We start from the raw sequence: 15,416 nt of genomic DNA on the forward strand, positions 1-15,416 counted from the left end.
AACAAAATCCCGGGGAAGCGCCATGCCGTTCGTCAGCATACGGATACTCGAGGGTCATTCGCAAAAGCGCAAGAACGAGATCTCGCGCCGCGTCACCGAGGCGATCAGCGAGATCGCCGAGCTGCCCAAGGAAGCGATCTGGGTGGTGATCGAAGACGTGCCGGGCAGCGACTGGTTCGTCGCCGGCAAGCCGGTGCGGGAACCCAAGAGTCCGTGATGTCGATCCAGGCGCGCGCCCGCCATTCCGGCTTTGACGACGTCGTCGGCAACGCGGCGATGGAGCGGCTCGCCACCGGTTACGGCTTCATCGAGGGGCCGGTATGGCATCCTTACGAGAAATGGCTGGTCTTTTCCGACATTCCGCAAAGCCGCATGTATCGGCTCGGCACGTCGGGTGAGATCGAGCTGTTCCGCAATCCGAGCCACATGGCCAACGGCAACACGCTCGACCGGCAGGGGCGGCTGGTGACCTGCGAGCACGCGACCAGCCGTGTCACCCGCGCCGAACCGAACGGCGCGACGACGGTACTCGCCACCCATTACCGGGACAAGCAGCTCAACAGCCCGAACGACATTGTGGTGGCCACCGGGGGCTCGATCTATTTCACCGATCCGACTTACGGCCGGGCGAAGTTCTATGGAGTGCCGAGACCGCAGGATTTGGCCCACCAGGGCGTCTACCGCATCGACGGCGACGGCGCGCGCCTGACGCTGCTGGCCGACGATTTCGCGCAGCCCAACGGCCTCTGCTTCTCGCTCGATGAATCGCGGCTCTTCGTCAACGATACCGAGCGCGGCCACATCAGGGTGTTCGGCGTGGAAGCCAATGGCGACCTCAATGGCGGCGCGGTGTGGGCGGTGACGGAAGGCGACGGGCCGGGCGCGCCGGACGGGATGAAGATCGACAGCCGGGGCAATCTCTATTGCACCGGCCCCGGCGGCATCCATGTCTTCGATGCGTCCGGCGATCTTCTCGGCGTCATTCCAACGCCTGAAGACTGTGCGAACTTCACCTTCGGCGACGACGACCTGAGGAGCCTCTACATCACCGCTTCGACGTCGCTCTACCGGCTGAGGGTGCGCGTGCCGGGACTGAGGCTGTTTTGAGCCGGGGGCGCCGGATCGAATCGGGCGCGGATCGTATTGGAGTGAAGCCGGCTCGGAGGAGCCGATGGACATGCAGCAGTCAACATCTGGGAGGAAATGACATGAAGAAATTACTGGTCTTGAGCGCCCTTGCAGCCATGCTCGCCTCGGGCACGGCGCTTGCCGACACGAGCGGCAAGAAGATCGCCTTCTCCAACAATTACGCCGGCAATTCGTGGCGCCAGGCGATGCTCGACAGCTACGGCATCGTCACCAAGAAGGCGGTCGACGACAAGGTGGTGGCGGCGGCGGACGTCTTCACCACCGCCGACAAGGAGGTGCCGACCCAGGCGGCTCAGGTGCAGAACCTGATCCTGCAGGGCTATGACGCCATCGTCATCAACGCCGCCTCGCCGGACGCTCTCAACGGCGCCATCAAGCAGGCCTGCGATGCCGGCATCGTCGTCGTCTCCTTCGACGGCATCGTCACCGAGCCCTGCGCCTATCGCGTCGTCGTCGACTTCAAGGACATGGGCAAGCAGGAAGTCGAGCAGATGGCAAAGTTCCAGCCCAAGGGCGGCAATCTGCTGGAGATCCGCGGCCTTGCCGGCACCTCGATCGACGATGCCATCCATGCCGGCATCCTCGAGGGCGTCGCCGCCCATCCCGAGTTCAAGATCGTCGGCTCGGTCACCGGAGACTGGGACCAGACCACGGCGCAGAAGGCGGTGGCGACCATCCTGCCGTCGCTCCCCGACGTCGTCGGCATCGTCGACCAGGGCGGCGACGGTTACGGCGCGGCGCAAGCCTTCGCCGCCGCCAACAAGCCGCGCCCGACCATCATCATGGGCAACCGCCAGGACGAGCTGAAGTGGTGGAAGGAGCAGAAGGAGAAGGACGGCTACAAGACCTGGTCGGCCTCTATCGCGCCCGGCGTGTCGACGCTCGCCTTCTGGGTGGCGCAGCAGGTGCTCGACGGACGCAAGGACATTCCGCACGATCTCCTGGTGCCCTATCTTGCCTTCACCCAGGACGATTTCGAGGCCGCGCTGCCGAAGATCAAGGAAGGCGGCGTCGCCACCCACGAATACACGCAGGAAGAGTCCATCGCGGCCATCAAGGCCAATATCAAGCAATAGCGGCGGAAACGTTGCCAGCCGCATCGCCAACCGGATATCGTTGAGGATGCTTCAGGCTATTGCAGATATTGTCAGGCTGGACGGCGCCGAGAAACATTTCGGCGCCGTCCGGGCGCTCAACGGCGTCGACTTCCATGTCGGCGCCGGCGAATGCGTCGGGCTGGTCGGTCACAACGGCGCCGGCAAGTCGACGCTGATGCATATGGTGGCGGGCACGCTGCGGCCGGACGGCGGGCAGATCGCCGTTCGCGGCAATCAGGAAACGAGCTATTCCGTGGCGCGCGCGCTCGAGCTCGGCATTCGCTGCGTCTTCCAGGAACTGTCGCTCTGCCCCAATCTCAGCGTCGCCGAGAACACCCGCATCAACCATCCCTCGCTCGCCGGCCTCGGCTGGCTGCGCAAGGCCGCCGCTCTCATCCAGGCCAAGCTCGACGAGATCTTTCCCGGCCACGGCATCTCGGCGGACGACATTGCCGGTGACCTCTCGATCGGGCGGCGGCAGATGGTCGAGGTGGCGCGCGCCTTCACGCTGACCCGCGAGCCGCTGCACCTGGTCATCCTCGACGAGCCGACCTCGTCGCTCGATGCGCACACCGCTGGGCAGCTGCTATCCTTCGTGCGCCGCTTCGTCGCCGCGGGCGGCAGCTGCATCCTGATCTCGCATGTGCTGGGCGAAGTGCTGCAGAACGCCGACCGCATCGTCGTGATGCGCGACGGCAAGGTCGTCGCCGCCGATGCCGCAAGCGCTTTCGACCGCGACAAGCTGGTCGCCGCCATGGGCGGCGCCGAGGGACATCAGAAGGCCGCCGCCGAGACCCGCAAGACCGAGGCCGGCGCGCTCAGGGTGCGGGCGCGTCCGGCGCGGCAGCAGGACGGCAAGGAACTTGTCGCCCGCGCGGGCGAGATCATCGGCCTTGCCGGTCTAGCCGGTCATGGTCAGACCGACCTGCTGCTCGCAATCTTCGCGGCGGCTTCACGCGCCAGGGCCGGCATCGAGGTGACCGCGCCGGTGGCGCTGGTCGCCGGCGACCGCCAGTCGGACGGTATCTTCGCGCAATGGTCGATCGCGCAGAACATCGGCATCCGTTCGCTTCAGCGCCTGCGCAACGGCCTGCTGATCTCGCCGCAGCGCGAGGCCGAGCTTGCCGAGTTCTGGAAGAGGAAGATCGGCATCCGCACGCCGGACATGAACAACAACATCTATTCGCTGTCGGGCGGCAATCAGCAGAAGGCGCTGTTTGCCCGCGCGCTCGGTTCCGACGCCGAGATCGTGCTGATGGACGATCCGATGCGCGGCGTCGATATCGGCACCAAGCTCGAAGTCTACGACCTGGTGCGCGAGGAAGCCGCCAAGGGCCGCACCTTCCTCTGGTACACGACCGAAACCGAAGAGCTCGACAATTGCGACCACGTCTATGTCTTCAAGAACGGGCGGATCGTGGCCAATCTCGGCCGCGACGAGCTGACGGAGGAAAAGATCATCCAGTCCTCGTTCGGCGACGCGGCCTGAGATGACGGCGATCGCTCCCGGCACGCTCCCGAAAGCCTCACCACGCGGCAGCGCCGCGCGGGCGCGCCTGCTGCGCGGCCTGTTGCCGGCGCTGTCGCTGGCGCTGGTGCTGATCGCGATCGCCTGGCTCAACCCGCGCGCCATCAGCTATTTCGGCTTCAACCTGATGCTCAACCTGGCGATCCCGATCGCGCTGGCGACGATCGCGCAGATGTTCGTCATCGCCGGCAACGAGCTCGACCTGTCGATCGGCACCTTCGTCGGCTTCGTCGGCTGCGTCACCGCAACCTGGCTCAGGGACGCACCACTCATCGGCGTCGTTGTGCTTCTTGGCTCGATCGCCGTCTATGCGCTGCTCGGCGCGCTGATCCATCTGCGCAACCTGCCCTCGATCGTGGTGACGCTCGGCATGAGCTTCGTCTGGCAGGGGCTCGCCATCCTCATCCTGCCCAAGCCCGGCGGCAAGGCGCCCGACTGGCTGCTGGCGGTCATGTCCTTCAAGCCGCCCTACATCCCCTTCCCGATCCTGGCGGCGCTGATCATCGCCGCGGTCGTGCATTTCGGCCTGATGCGCACCTCCTATGGCGTCATCCTGCGCGGCTCCGGCGGCAACGCCGCGGCGCTGAGGCGCGCCGGCTGGTCGCTGCTCAGAACCAAGATCGTGCTCTTCGCGCTGACCGGCCTGTTCGGCGCGCTGTCGGGGATGGCGCTGATCGGCATCACTACCTCGGCCGACGCCAACATCGGCAACGGCTACACGCTGCTGTCGATCGCCGGCGTCATTCTGGGAGGCGGCGAGTTCGTCGGCGGGCGCGTGTCGCCGATCGGCGCGGTCATCGGCGCGCTGACGCTGGCGCTGGCCGCCTCGCCGCTGCTGACCTTCATGCATATCCCGCCCGACTGGCAGGTCGCCGCCAACGGCGCGATCCTGATCATCGTGCTGGCGGCGCGGGTGCTGATCAGCCGCAGGGAGAGGTAAGCCATGGCATCGCTGCGCATGCTGCTCGAAAAACCCTGGCTCTGGTCCTTTGTCGGCGCTGTCGTGGTGTGGGTGGCGACCGTTACCTTCACCGGCGGCTACGGCGCCGGCGGCATGGTCACGGCGGCGCTTTCGCTGGCCGTCTTCACCGTCATCGTCGGCGTCGGCCAGATGTTCGTCATCACGCTGGGGCCCGGCAATGTCGACCTGTCGCTGCCGGCCAATATCGGATTGGCGAGCGCGGTCGCGATGAAGGTGATGGGCGGCAGCGATTCCATGATCGTCGTCGGGTTGCTCGCCGCGCTCGCCTGCGGCGCGGCCATCGGCGCCATCAACTATCTGCTGATCTGGGCGCTGCGCATCCCGCCGATCATCGCGACGCTGTCGGCGAGCTTCATCATCCAGTCGGTCGACATCAGCTATGGTCGCGGCCTGCAGATCAAGCCGCCGCCGGGCTTCGCCGATTTCACCAACTGGCAAGTCCTCGGCATTCCGGTGCTGGCGATGCTGACGGTGCTGTTTACCGTCGGCGCGGCACTCGCGCTGCAGCGCATGATCTATGGCCGCTCGGTGCTGGCTATCGGCCAGAACATCCGCGCCGCCTGGCTGGCCGGCGTCGATGTCGGCCGCATCCGCTTCCTCACCTACACGCTATGCGGGGCGCTGGGCGGCATCGACGGCGCGCTGCTCGCCGGCTATTTCCGCGGCGCCAACGTCGATATCGGCAACGAATATCTGCTCGCCTCGATCGCCGTCGTCGTCATCGGCGGCACGTCGGTCGCCGGCGGCAAGGCCAATGTGCCGGGCGTCTGGGGCGCCGGCCTGTTCCTTGTGCTGCTCTTGACCATGCTCAACACCTTCGGCGTCAGCGCCGGCGTGCGGCTGGTGCTGACCGGGCTGATCATCGTCGGCGTGATCACGGCGGCGGGTGGCGAAAGGGCCGTGCGTTAAGCACACCCACCTTCGCCATCAGCCATCTCCGGCCTCCAGATGCCTGTTCAGCATCAGCCGCAGTTCGTCCAGCACGCCGTCGCGCAGGCGTTTCTCGCCGATCAGCGCCAGCGGGATGCGCATCAGCTGCGGCACGATCACCGCCAGCCGCTCGGCCTGTCCCGCCGGCAAAGGCGGATAAGCCTGCGCAAACAAGGCGGCGATCTGGCCGCGGCGACGAGCGCGCATCGCACGCCGCCATCGATCGTCGCCCGGCAGGTCGAGCAGTGCCGAATAGACCGGATGCGTGGCCATGAAGGTGCCTAGCAGCGCGAAGAGCTGGTCCGCAATCGTTGCCGCGTGCATCCCCTCGGTTTGTTCGCGCAGCGCATAGAGCTGTCCCGAAAGCTCTTCCGCCTGCGCCATCAGAACCGCCTGCGCAACCGCCTCCTTGGTCGGAAAGAACAGATAGAGCGTGCCGATGGCAGCCCCCGCTCTGACGGCGATCTCGGTCATCGTCGTGGCGTCGAAGCCCTTCTCGACGAACAGCTCCGCCGCGCTCGCCATCAGGGCGGCAACACGATCATGGCCTCTTCTTTGCTGCGGCGCGCGCGGCTGCGGCACAGTCGCAACTGCCATTCTCGAAGCTGTCCTCATGTTTTGAACCTGAGGCTGTCTTCATATTGGACCGGAGACTATCCTCATATATCCTGCTGTTGCATGCTGTGCCAGCAGACATTGCGATTTAGGCATAGCGATTTAGGTCGCGCGCCAGCGCTAGTTTCCGAACTGCTGGGCGAAGGGCGGTTCGTGTACCCATTCATGGTGCGGCCGAGTAAACCTTGCGTGTCGCAGCCGTCTGGGGAGGTTCCGTTTGTCCAATTTCGTCAGCGTTGCAAACGAGAACGGCGTCGCCGTGGTGACGATCGATAATCCGCCGGTCAATGCGCTGAGTTTTAACGTCCGCAAGCCGCTTCACGAGGCGCTCATGGCGCTGCGCGACGACCCCGCCACCAAGGCCATCGTCATCGCCTGCGCCGGACGCACCTTTGTCGCCGGGGCCGACATCACCGAATTCGGCAAGCCGGTCGAGCAGCCGGAGCTGCGCGCCATCATCGCTTTGCTGGAGACGATCGCCAAGCCGACCATAGCCGCCATCCACGGCACGGCGCTGGGCGGCGGGCTGGAACTGGCGCTCGGCTGCCATTTCCGCATCGCCGACCGAGGCGCCAGGCTCGGCCTGCCGGAAGTGAAGCTCGGCCTGCTGCCGGGTGGCGGCGGCACCGTGCGCTTGCCGCGCCTGGTAGGCGCGGCAAAAGCGCTCGACATGATCGTTTCGGGTACGCCGATTCCAGCCGGCGAAGCAGAGGCGGCGGGTCTCGTCGACGCCGTTTTCGACGATGATCTGCTGGCGCGGACAGTTCGTTTCGCTGGCGAAATGGCTGATCGAAGTGGACCGCTGGTGCCGGTTCGCGACCGCAATGGCCGCCTTGCCGAAACCGATCCTGCTTTCTTCGACGCGCAGGCGGCGGGCCTCGCCAAAAAGGCGCGCGGGCTGGACGCGCCGCTTGCCTGCGCCGAGGCGGTGCGCAACGCGATCACCTTGCCTTTCGACGAAGCGCTGGCCGCGGAGCGGCAGCTCTTTGCAAAACTCGTTTCGGGCGACCAGTCGCGGGCGCAGCGGCATCTGTTCTTCGCCGAGCGCGAGGCGGCAAAGGTGCCCGGCAAGGATCTGCAAAAGCGCGGGATTGCCCGCGTCGGCATCGTCGGCGCCGGCACGATGGGCGGCGGCATCGCCATGGCCCTCGCCAATGGCGGTTTTCCGGTGACCTTGCTGGAGACGAGCGCCGAGGCGCTGCGGCGCGGGCTGGCGACGATCGAGAAGAACTACGCCGTCTCGGTCGGCCGCGGTTCACTGAGCGAAGAGGCGAAACAGCAGCGGCTCGACCTGTTCAGGGGCAGCACCGATTACGCCGACCTTGGCGACTGCGATCTGATCATCGAGGCCGTGTTCGAGGACATGGCGGTGAAGAAGGAGGTGTTCGGCAGGCTCGACACGGTCGCCAAGCCCGGCGCCATCCTTGCAACCAACACCTCCTACCTCGACGTCAATGCAATCGCCGCCTCGACCTCGCGGCCGCAAGACGTGCTCGGCATGCATTTCTTCTCGCCGGCCAATGTCATGAAGCTGCTGGAGATCGTGCGGGCCGAAAAGACGGCGCCCGACGCACTGGCAACCGTTGCCGATCTGGCGCGACGCATCGGCAAGGTGGCGGTGGTCGTCGGCGTCTGCCACGGTTTCGTCGGCAATCGCATGCTGGCCGCGCGCGGCGCCGAGAACGAGTTCCTGCTGCTCGAAGGCGCGACACCCGGCCAGGTCGACAAGGCCTTCACCGATTTCGGCTGGCCGATGGGACCGTTCCAGATGGGCGACCTTGCCGGCCTCGACATCGGCTGGCGCAACCGCAAGGCGCGCGGCCAGACGGCGGCGATCGCCGATACGCTGTGCGAGCAGGGCCGCTTCGGCCAAAAGACCGGGCGCGGCTGGTATCGCTACGAAAGTGGCTCGCGCGAGCCGATTGCGGATCCGGACGTCGAGGCGCTGATCCGCGCCAAGGCGGCCGACCGCGGTATCGCGCCGCGCGCCATCGGCGCGGAGGAGATCATCGAGCGCACGCTCTATCCGCTGGTCAACGAGGGGGCGAAGATCCTCGAGGAAGGCATCGCCGCGCGGGCATCCGACATCGATGTCGTCTGGGTCAATGGCTATGGCTTCCCGGTCGGCAAGGGCGGGCCGATGTTCTGGGCCGGGCTCGAAGGGGCGGCAAAGATCGTCGAGCGGCTGGAGCATCGGCATGCAAAGACAGGCCGGGCGATTTTCGAGCCGGCGCCGCTGTTGAGGCGGTTTGCCGAGACGGGGCGCTGGGAAGTGGGCGATGCTCGATAATTTCGTCATTCCAGGGCGAAGCGAAGCGTAGACCCTGGAATCCATGCCGTTCCATCCAACTAAGAATGCCACGGTCCAGAACAAGCGATGGCACAGCCGCCGATCGTTCTGCGCCGCCGTGGCTCTCGGGCCTCACGGCATGGATTCTATGGTCTGCGCGCGTCGCTTCGCTCCTTGCTCCGCCATAGAATGATGGGTGGACGGCCCCTTGCGGCATCGAATGTGCCAAACTGGTCGTGTTGGAACCCAGCGGAGGAGACCGTCCGTCATGCAAGCTATCAGATTTGGAATCGATTTGGCCAAGAACGTGTTTCAGGTGCACGGCGTGGATGCAGCCGGGCAGGTGGTGGTGCAGCGCCAGCTGCGGCGCGCGCAGGTGGAGAAGTTCTTCGCCGCGCAGCCGCCGGCGCTGATCGGCATGGAGGCGTGCGGCTCGGCCCATCATTGGGCCCGCACGCTGAGCGCGCTCGGCCACGAGGTCAAGCTGATGCCGCCGGCCTATGTGAAGCCCTATGTTGCGCGCAACAAGAACGATGCCCGCGATGCGCAAGGCTGTTGCGAAGCGGTGAGCCGGCCCGACATGCGCTTCGTGCCGATCAAGACGGTCGAACAGCAATGGGCCCGAGCGCTGCATCGCACACGTGACCTTCTGGTGCGCCAGCGCACGCAACTGGCCAACGCCATGCGTGGGCAGCTCTATGAGATGGGTCTGATAGGTGCCAAGGGGGCCGCAGGCATCGAGGCCCTGCTGCAGCGCATCGAGGCAGCCGATGAAGCCATTCCCGCGGCGCTGTTGATCTGTCTGGCGCCTCTGGCCGGGCAATGGCGGGCGCTGGATGGCGAGATCGGCAAGCTGGACAAGCAGATCCTGGCTCAGGTCAGGCAGCAGCGAGCGGCCTTGCGGCTGACGACGATCCCGAGCGTCGGCCCGATCATCGCGCATGCAGCCGTCGCCACCATCGGCGATGGCCGCCAGTTCGCTTCGGCCAGGGACTTCGCCGCCTGGCTGGGCCTGACCCGCAAGAGCCATGACACCGGCGGCAAGCACAGCTTGACGGGCCATATCAGCCGCGCCGGCGACAGGGACCTGCGAAGGCTGCTCATTCTGGGCGCCAGTTCCTGGTTGCGCCAGGTCAGGGCCAAACCCGACAAGGGCTCACCCTGGGTTCGCGGCCTGCTGGCCAGGCGGCCGGTCAAGGTCGCCGTCGTCGCCCAGGCGGCCAAGACCGCCCGCATCATCTGGGCAATGCTGCAATCGGGACAGGAATACAGGGCGCCGACTGCGGCATAAACGCAAATCGAGGCCCTCAACAAGCGTAAGGAGCAAAAAGCAGCACGGCAAAATGGTCAGGACCTGGGTCGAGACACTCCGCCTTCGTCATCGCGATACAAAGCGCGCTAGAATGATTGGAACTCGATCCGCGTAACCCTTGCGGGCCAGCGGTCTTCGAAATCGACCGCACTAAAGGCCGAATACATGACCGCTCCAGACCTGCGCCGTCGTTGCCATTTTGCCTCTTGCCCAAAAGGGGCCGTCCATACATGAGGATCGCCCTTTATCGCCGCCAGCCAAATTTGACCATGTGGACAAAACTCGGGCGCCGTTCCATAGTCCTGGCGTCTGATTTTTTGAACGGCCGGCTCGACACGGCCGTCGAGCAGAGGGGAACTTCAATGAAAAACGATCTTGATAAAATGCAGCGCGCCGGCCTGTCGCGGCGCAACGTGCTGGAACTTGGCGCGCTTGGCCTCGCGGCGACCGTCCTGCCAACTATTGCCTTCGCCAAGGACAAGAAGCTGAAGGTGGCGGCGATTTTCGCCACGCCGATCGAGGAGCCGTGGGACAACCAGATCCATGTCGCCCTGCAGAAGGCCGAAAAGGAACTGGGCATCGAATACAAATGGTCGGAAAAGGTGCAGACCGCCGACTTCAGCCGCGTGATGCGCGAATATGCTCAAGGCGGCTATCAGCTGGTGCTGGGCGATGCCTTCGCCGCCGAGCGCGAATCGCGCCGCACCGCCAAACAGTTCCCGAAGACCGCCTGGCTGTTCGGCTCCGGCGCCGGCCCGGCCGAACCCAATTTCGGCGTTTTCGACAACTGGATCCACGAGCCCGCCTATCTCTCCGGCATGATCGCCGGCAAGATGTCGAAGTCGGGCACGGTGGGCGCCGTCGCCGCGATGGGCATTCCGGAAGTCAACCGGCTGGTCAACGCTTTCTTTGCCGGCGCCAAGGAGGTCAACCCGAACGTCAAGAAGAAGGTCGCCTTCATCGGCTCCTTCTTCGATCCGCCGAAGGCCAAGGAAGCGGCGGTGGCGCAGATCGATGCCGGCGTCGACGTCATCTACGCCGAGCGCTTCGGCGTCATCGAGGCGGCGGTGGAGAAGAAGATCTACGCCATATCCAACATGTCCGACCAGTCGAGCCTCGGTCCCGACACGGTCATTACCGGCCCGGTCTGGGACATGTATCCGACGGTCGAGCAGGCTATCAAGCTGGTCAAGGCCGGCGTCTTCACCGCGCAGGACTATGGCGACTTCTCGCGCATGGCCAAGGGCGGCTCCTATCTCGCGCCCTACCACAAGTTCGACAACACGCTGCCGGCGGAGGTCAAGGCGCTGGTCGAAAAGAAGAAGGCCGAGATCCTGGAAGGCAATTTCCGCGTCGACGTCGACGAGAACACGCCGGTTTCGGATTGAGGCTTGCCGCAGGGGTTGGCGCCAAGCCACCCCCCTCTGCTGCCCTGCCGGGCATCTCCCCCTCAAGGGGGGAGATTAATAGCTTTCGCCTTTGGCGCTTTTCCTGCGACGTAGAAGATTGGCGAAAGCCGGCGTGACAGCTGATCTCCCCCCTTGAGGGGGAGATGGCCGGCAGGCCAGAGGGGGGTGCGACGGGCACGCCCTAGAAGATCAATGCCAAGTCCGTTCAGGAGCACCCTTGTCCGCCCCACTGATCGAAATGCGCGGCATCACCAAGAGCTTCGGCGCCGTCAAGGCGAACGAGGCGGTCGATCTCAGCGTTGCGCCCGGCGAGATCCTCGGCCTGCTCGGCGAGAACGGCGCCGGCAAGACGACGCTGATGAACGTGCTGTTCGGCGCCTATGCGCCGGATGCCGGCGATATCCTGGTCGAGGGCAGGCCTGTCGCCATCCACAGTTCGGCCGATGCGCTAGCCGCCGGCATCGGCATGGTGCACCAGCATTTCCATCTGGCGCCGCGGCTGACGGTGTTGGAAAACCTTCTGATCGGCATTCCCGGCAAATCCGGCCGCATCGATCGCGCCGGCGGGTTGGCGCGGCTGAAGGAGATTGGCCGCCGGCATGGTTTGAGCCTCGATCCCGACCTGCCGGTCTCGGCGCTCTCGGTCGGCGAGCAGCAGCGGCTGGAGATCATCAAGGCGCTGTTTCGCGGCGCCAAGCTCCTGATCCTCGACGAGCCGACGGCGGTACTGGCGCCGAGCGAAGTCGACGGCCTGTTCGCCGCCTTGCGCTCCATGGCGGCGCAAGGGCTGGGCATCATCTTCATCTCGCACAAGCTCAACGAGGTCCGGTCGCTCACCCATCGCTGTGTCGTTCTTCGCCACGGCAAGGTCGCCGGCCGTGTCGACCATCCGGCAGAAACGACCTCGGCCGAAATGGCGAAGCTGATGTGCGGCCACGAGATCGTGCCGCCGACCAAAGAGGCTTCGACGCTCGGCGCCTCCGTGCTGACACTGGACGGCATCTCCACCTCCGGCCATCCCGGCACGCCGCTGCGCGATGTCTCGCTTTCCGTCCGCGCCGGGGAGATCCTGGGCGTTGCCGGCGTCTCCGGAAACGGCCAGCGGGCGCTCGCAGACGTTGTTTCCGGCATGCTGCAGCCCAGCGCCGGAACGATGACGATAGCCGGCAAAGCGGTTGTGGAATTTTCGCCGCGCGAGCTGCAGGCGCTCGGCATCGGCCGCATCCCCGAGGACCGAATGACGACGGGGCTGGTCACCAACCTGCCGCTTGCCGATTCCATGGTGCTGCCGCGCATCGGCACCGAGGCGTTCAGCAGCAAGGGGCTGCTCAATCCCGCCGCGATCCGCGCCTTCGCCGAGGAACAGATCAAGGCCTATGACATACGCTGTCCCGGGCCGATGGCGCGCGCCGGGGCGCTTTCGGGCGGCAATCTGCAGAAGGCGCTGCTGGCGCGCGAGCTCGCTTTCGACCCGAAAGTGCTGATCGTCTCGCAGCCGACGCGCGGCCTCGACATCGGCGCTGCCCGCTTCATCCACGAGAAGTTCCTGGCCATGCGCGGCAAGGGCTGCGGCATCATCGTCATCGGCGAGGATCTCGAGGAGTTGCTGATGCTCTCGGACCGCATCGCGGTGATGTATGAGGGCCGCATCGCCGGCACGCTTTCTGGCAGTGAGGCCACGGTGGCGAGGCTCGGGTTGCTGATGACCGGCGCGGAGGGGAAAGGCGTAGAGTGATGAGGTTGCCTCTAATGGCGGACGTCGGCGCTGCCCCTCACCTGCCTGCCGGCACCCTCTCCCCGTATAGGGACGGGGAGAGGGGCGCTCTCATCGATGATTTCGCCAATCGCCAGCGTTGCAAGAACGGTGTGACGGCTGCGGCCAGCCCCCTTCTCCCCGTCCCTATACGGGGAGAAGGTGCCGGCAGGCGGATGAGGGGCGGCGCCGACATCCGGCGAGCGGAGGGGCACGCCTGATGTTTCGTCTCGAAGCCCGCACGTCGACGCCGGCCTGGTTCAATCTCGCGCTGCCGCTTATCGCGATCGTCGTAGCCCTGGTGCTGTGCAGCGGCCTCATCGCGGTCGCCGGCGCCGGCGTGATCGAAGCCTATGGCGTGATGCTGTCGGCCTCGCTGGGCGACAGCTACGCCATCACCGAGACGCTGGTGCGCGCAGCACCCATGATCTTCACCGGACTTGCGGTGGCGATCGCCTTCCGGGCCAAGTTCTGGAACATCGGCGCCGAGGGGCAGCTGCTGGCAGGCGCGGTGGCGAGCTGCGCCGTCGGCGCGATCCCGATGCCGGGCTACCTCGCCATGCTTTTGATGGCGCTAGTTGGTGCTGCGGCCGGCGCCCTGGTCGCGCTGGTGCCGGCGACATTGCGGGTCAAATTCAAGGTCGACGACGTGGTGAGCTCGCTGCTGCTCAATTCGGTGATCTATTACGCGCTGATGGCGCTGATCGAGGGGCCATGGAAGGATACGTTCAGCGGCTATCCGATCTCGCCGCCGATCGAGGATTCGGCCAATTTCCCGGTGCTGCTCGAAGGCACAAGGCTGCATGTCGGCGTCGTCGTGGCGCTGATCGCAGCACCGCTTTGCTGGTTCCTGATAGCGCGCACCACGCTCGGCTTCCGCATCCGCGTCACCGGCGAGAATCCGGAAGCGGCACGCTATGGCGGCATCAGCGTCCAGCGCGTCCTGCTCTCCACCGCGCTGCTCTCCGGCGCGCTGGCGGGGCTCGCCGGCGTCGGCGAGGTCGGCGGCGTGCATTTCCAGGTGATGAGCGACATCTCGCCGGGCTACGGCTATTCCGGCATCGTCGTGGCGATGCTTGCCCGGCTCAATCCGCTCGGCGTGGTGCCGGCGGCGATCTTCCTGGCCGCGGTCATGACCGGCGCCGAGGCGATGTCGCGCGCGACCGGCGTGCCGGCTTTCCTCAGCGACGTCATCCAGGGCACGGCGCTGCTCGCCATGCTGGCGGCGCTGCTCTTCACCGCCTATCGCATCCGCCGCGTCGGAGCGTCAGCATGAGCGCGATGTTCGAGCAGATTTTCCAGGTCGGCTTCCTCGCCGCCATCATCCGCATCGCCACGCCGCTGGCTTTCGCCACGATCGGCGAGATGTTTTCCGAGCGCGCCGGCGTGCTCAATCTCGGCATCGAAGGCATCATGCTCCTGTCGGCCATGGCCGGTTTCACCGCGGCCAGCCTCAGCGGCAGCCTTTGGCTGGGCGTACTGGTCGCCGTGCTCGTCGGCGCTCTGATGGGCGCGCTGCATGCGCTGTTCACGGTCGCGCTGGGCCTCAGCCAGCATGTCTGCGGCATCGGTGTGACGCTGTTCTCGTCCGGCTTGGCTTATTTCCTCTACCGGCTGATCTTCGGCCAGCAATCGGTGCCGCCGAGCATCGACGGCTTCAAGCCGGTGCCGATCCCTCTGCTGTCGGACCTCCCGATCCTGGGGCCTGCGGTGTTCAACCAGTTCACGCTGGTCTACCTCGCGATCCTCGCCATCCCGCTCGCCGCCTTCGTGCTCTACCGCACGCCCTGGGGGTTGTCGGTGCGGATGGTGGGCGAGAACCCGCGCGCCGCGGATTCCGCCGGCGTCAGCGTGATCGCCACGCGCTTCCAGGCGGTGATCCTCGGCGGCGCGCTGATGGGACTCGCCGGCGCCTTCCTTACCATGGCGCAATTCAACGCCTTCACCTTCGGCGTGGTGTCGGGGCGCGGCTGGGTGGCGATCGCGCTGGTCGTGTTCGGTCGCTGGGATCCGTGGCGCTCGGCGGGCGCTGCGCTGCTTTTCGCCTTCGTCGACGCGCTGCAGCTCAGGATGCAGGCCAGCGGACTTGGCCACATCCCCTACGAAGCGTTCCTGATGCTGCCCTTCATCTTCACCATCATCGCCATGGCCTTCATGTCGCGCAACGCCGTGGCGCCCTCGGCGCTGCTGAAGCCGTTCCGAAGGGAGGAGCGGTAGAGAACTCGGCGTTCTTTCCTCTCCCTCCGGAGGGGGGAGAGGTGGCGCTGCGAAGCAGCGACGGAGTGGGGGAACCACCTGGCAACCGCCGCCGACGGATGTTGAAAACCAGGGCGCAAGAATCTTCCAGCGCC

General features: G+C 65.9%; 13 protein-coding genes. 12 read left to right on the forward strand and 1 reads right to left on the reverse strand.

Annotation, left to right across the window (positions count from 1 at the left end):
- Nucleotides 1-22 precede the first annotated feature (22 nt).
- From QAZ22_RS05090 to QAZ22_RS05115, 6 genes are all read left to right on the forward strand, one after another.
- Nucleotides 23-217, forward strand: a complete 195-nt coding sequence (locus QAZ22_RS05090; protein ID WP_278205908.1) for a 4-oxalocrotonate tautomerase family protein — start codon at nt 23-25, stop codon at nt 215-217.
- Entirely contained in the window at nt 217-1,107 is an 891-nt protein-coding gene (locus tag QAZ22_RS05095) for an SMP-30/gluconolactonase/LRE family protein (protein WP_278205909.1), read from the forward strand. Before QAZ22_RS05090 ends, QAZ22_RS05095 begins: the two co-directional genes overlap by 1 nt.
- A 101-nt stretch (nt 1,108-1,208) precedes the next feature.
- Nucleotides 1,209-2,225 carry an ABC transporter substrate-binding protein gene (locus QAZ22_RS05100; RefSeq protein ID WP_278205911.1) on the forward strand — a complete coding sequence of 339 codons (1,017 nt, stop codon included), beginning with the start codon at nt 1,209-1,211 and terminating at the stop codon, nt 2,223-2,225.
- A gap of 46 nt (nt 2,226-2,271) precedes the next feature.
- Nucleotides 2,272-3,735 carry a sugar ABC transporter ATP-binding protein gene (locus QAZ22_RS05105; protein WP_278205912.1) on the forward strand — a complete coding sequence of 488 codons (1,464 nt, stop codon included), beginning with the start codon at nt 2,272-2,274 and terminating at the stop codon, nt 3,733-3,735.
- A gap of 1 nt (nt 3,736) precedes the next feature.
- Nucleotides 3,737-4,714, forward strand: coding sequence for an ABC transporter permease (locus tag QAZ22_RS05110; RefSeq protein ID WP_278205913.1), 978 nt, complete (start codon nt 3,737-3,739; stop codon nt 4,712-4,714).
- A gap of 3 nt (nt 4,715-4,717) precedes the next feature.
- Entirely contained in the window at nt 4,718-5,665 is a 948-nt protein-coding gene (locus QAZ22_RS05115) for an ABC transporter permease (RefSeq protein WP_278205914.1), read from the forward strand.
- Nucleotides 5,666-5,683: 18 nt separating this feature from the next.
- Here the strand turns inward: QAZ22_RS05115 and QAZ22_RS05120 are convergent, their stop codons facing one another.
- On the reverse strand, nt 5,684-6,283 hold the full coding sequence (locus QAZ22_RS05120; RefSeq protein WP_278205915.1) for a TetR/AcrR family transcriptional regulator: 600 nt from the start codon (nt 6,281-6,283) through the stop codon (nt 5,684-5,686).
- A gap of 235 nt (nt 6,284-6,518) precedes the next feature.
- Here QAZ22_RS05120 and QAZ22_RS05125 point away from each other — a divergent pair, with 235 nt between their 5' ends.
- The 6 genes from QAZ22_RS05125 (at nt 6,519) to QAZ22_RS05150 (ending at nt 15,282) form a co-directional block, all read left to right on the forward strand.
- Entirely contained in the window at nt 6,519-8,591 is a 2,073-nt protein-coding gene (locus QAZ22_RS05125) for a 3-hydroxyacyl-CoA dehydrogenase NAD-binding domain-containing protein (RefSeq protein ID WP_278205916.1), read from the forward strand.
- Nucleotides 8,592-8,859: 268 nt separating this feature from the next.
- Entirely contained in the window at nt 8,860-9,882 is a 1,023-nt protein-coding gene (locus QAZ22_RS05130) for an IS110 family transposase (RefSeq protein WP_278201928.1), read from the forward strand.
- Between the two features lie 383 nt (nt 9,883-10,265).
- Entirely contained in the window at nt 10,266-11,291 is a 1,026-nt protein-coding gene (locus QAZ22_RS05135; RefSeq protein ID WP_278205917.1) for a BMP family protein, read from the forward strand.
- Nucleotides 11,292-11,529: 238 nt separating this feature from the next.
- A complete protein-coding gene (locus tag QAZ22_RS05140) occupies nt 11,530-13,047 on the forward strand; it encodes an ABC transporter ATP-binding protein (protein WP_278205918.1) in 1,518 nt (505 codons plus the stop codon).
- 238 nt (nt 13,048-13,285) lie between these two features.
- The gene (locus tag QAZ22_RS05145; RefSeq protein WP_278205919.1) at nt 13,286-14,341 is read left to right on the forward strand and encodes an ABC transporter permease; all 1,056 of its coding nucleotides are present in this window, start codon (nt 13,286-13,288) and stop codon (nt 14,339-14,341) included.
- On the forward strand, nt 14,338-15,282 hold the full coding sequence (locus QAZ22_RS05150) for an ABC transporter permease (RefSeq protein ID WP_278205920.1): 945 nt from the start codon (nt 14,338-14,340) through the stop codon (nt 15,280-15,282). The genes QAZ22_RS05145 and QAZ22_RS05150 overlap by 4 nt, the downstream gene beginning before the upstream one ends.
- The last annotated feature ends 134 nt before the right edge of the window (nt 15,283-15,416 follow it).

The sequence above is a fragment of the Mesorhizobium sp. WSM4906 genome (assembly GCF_029674625.1).
GTDB lineage: Bacteria > Pseudomonadota > Alphaproteobacteria > Rhizobiales > Rhizobiaceae > Mesorhizobium.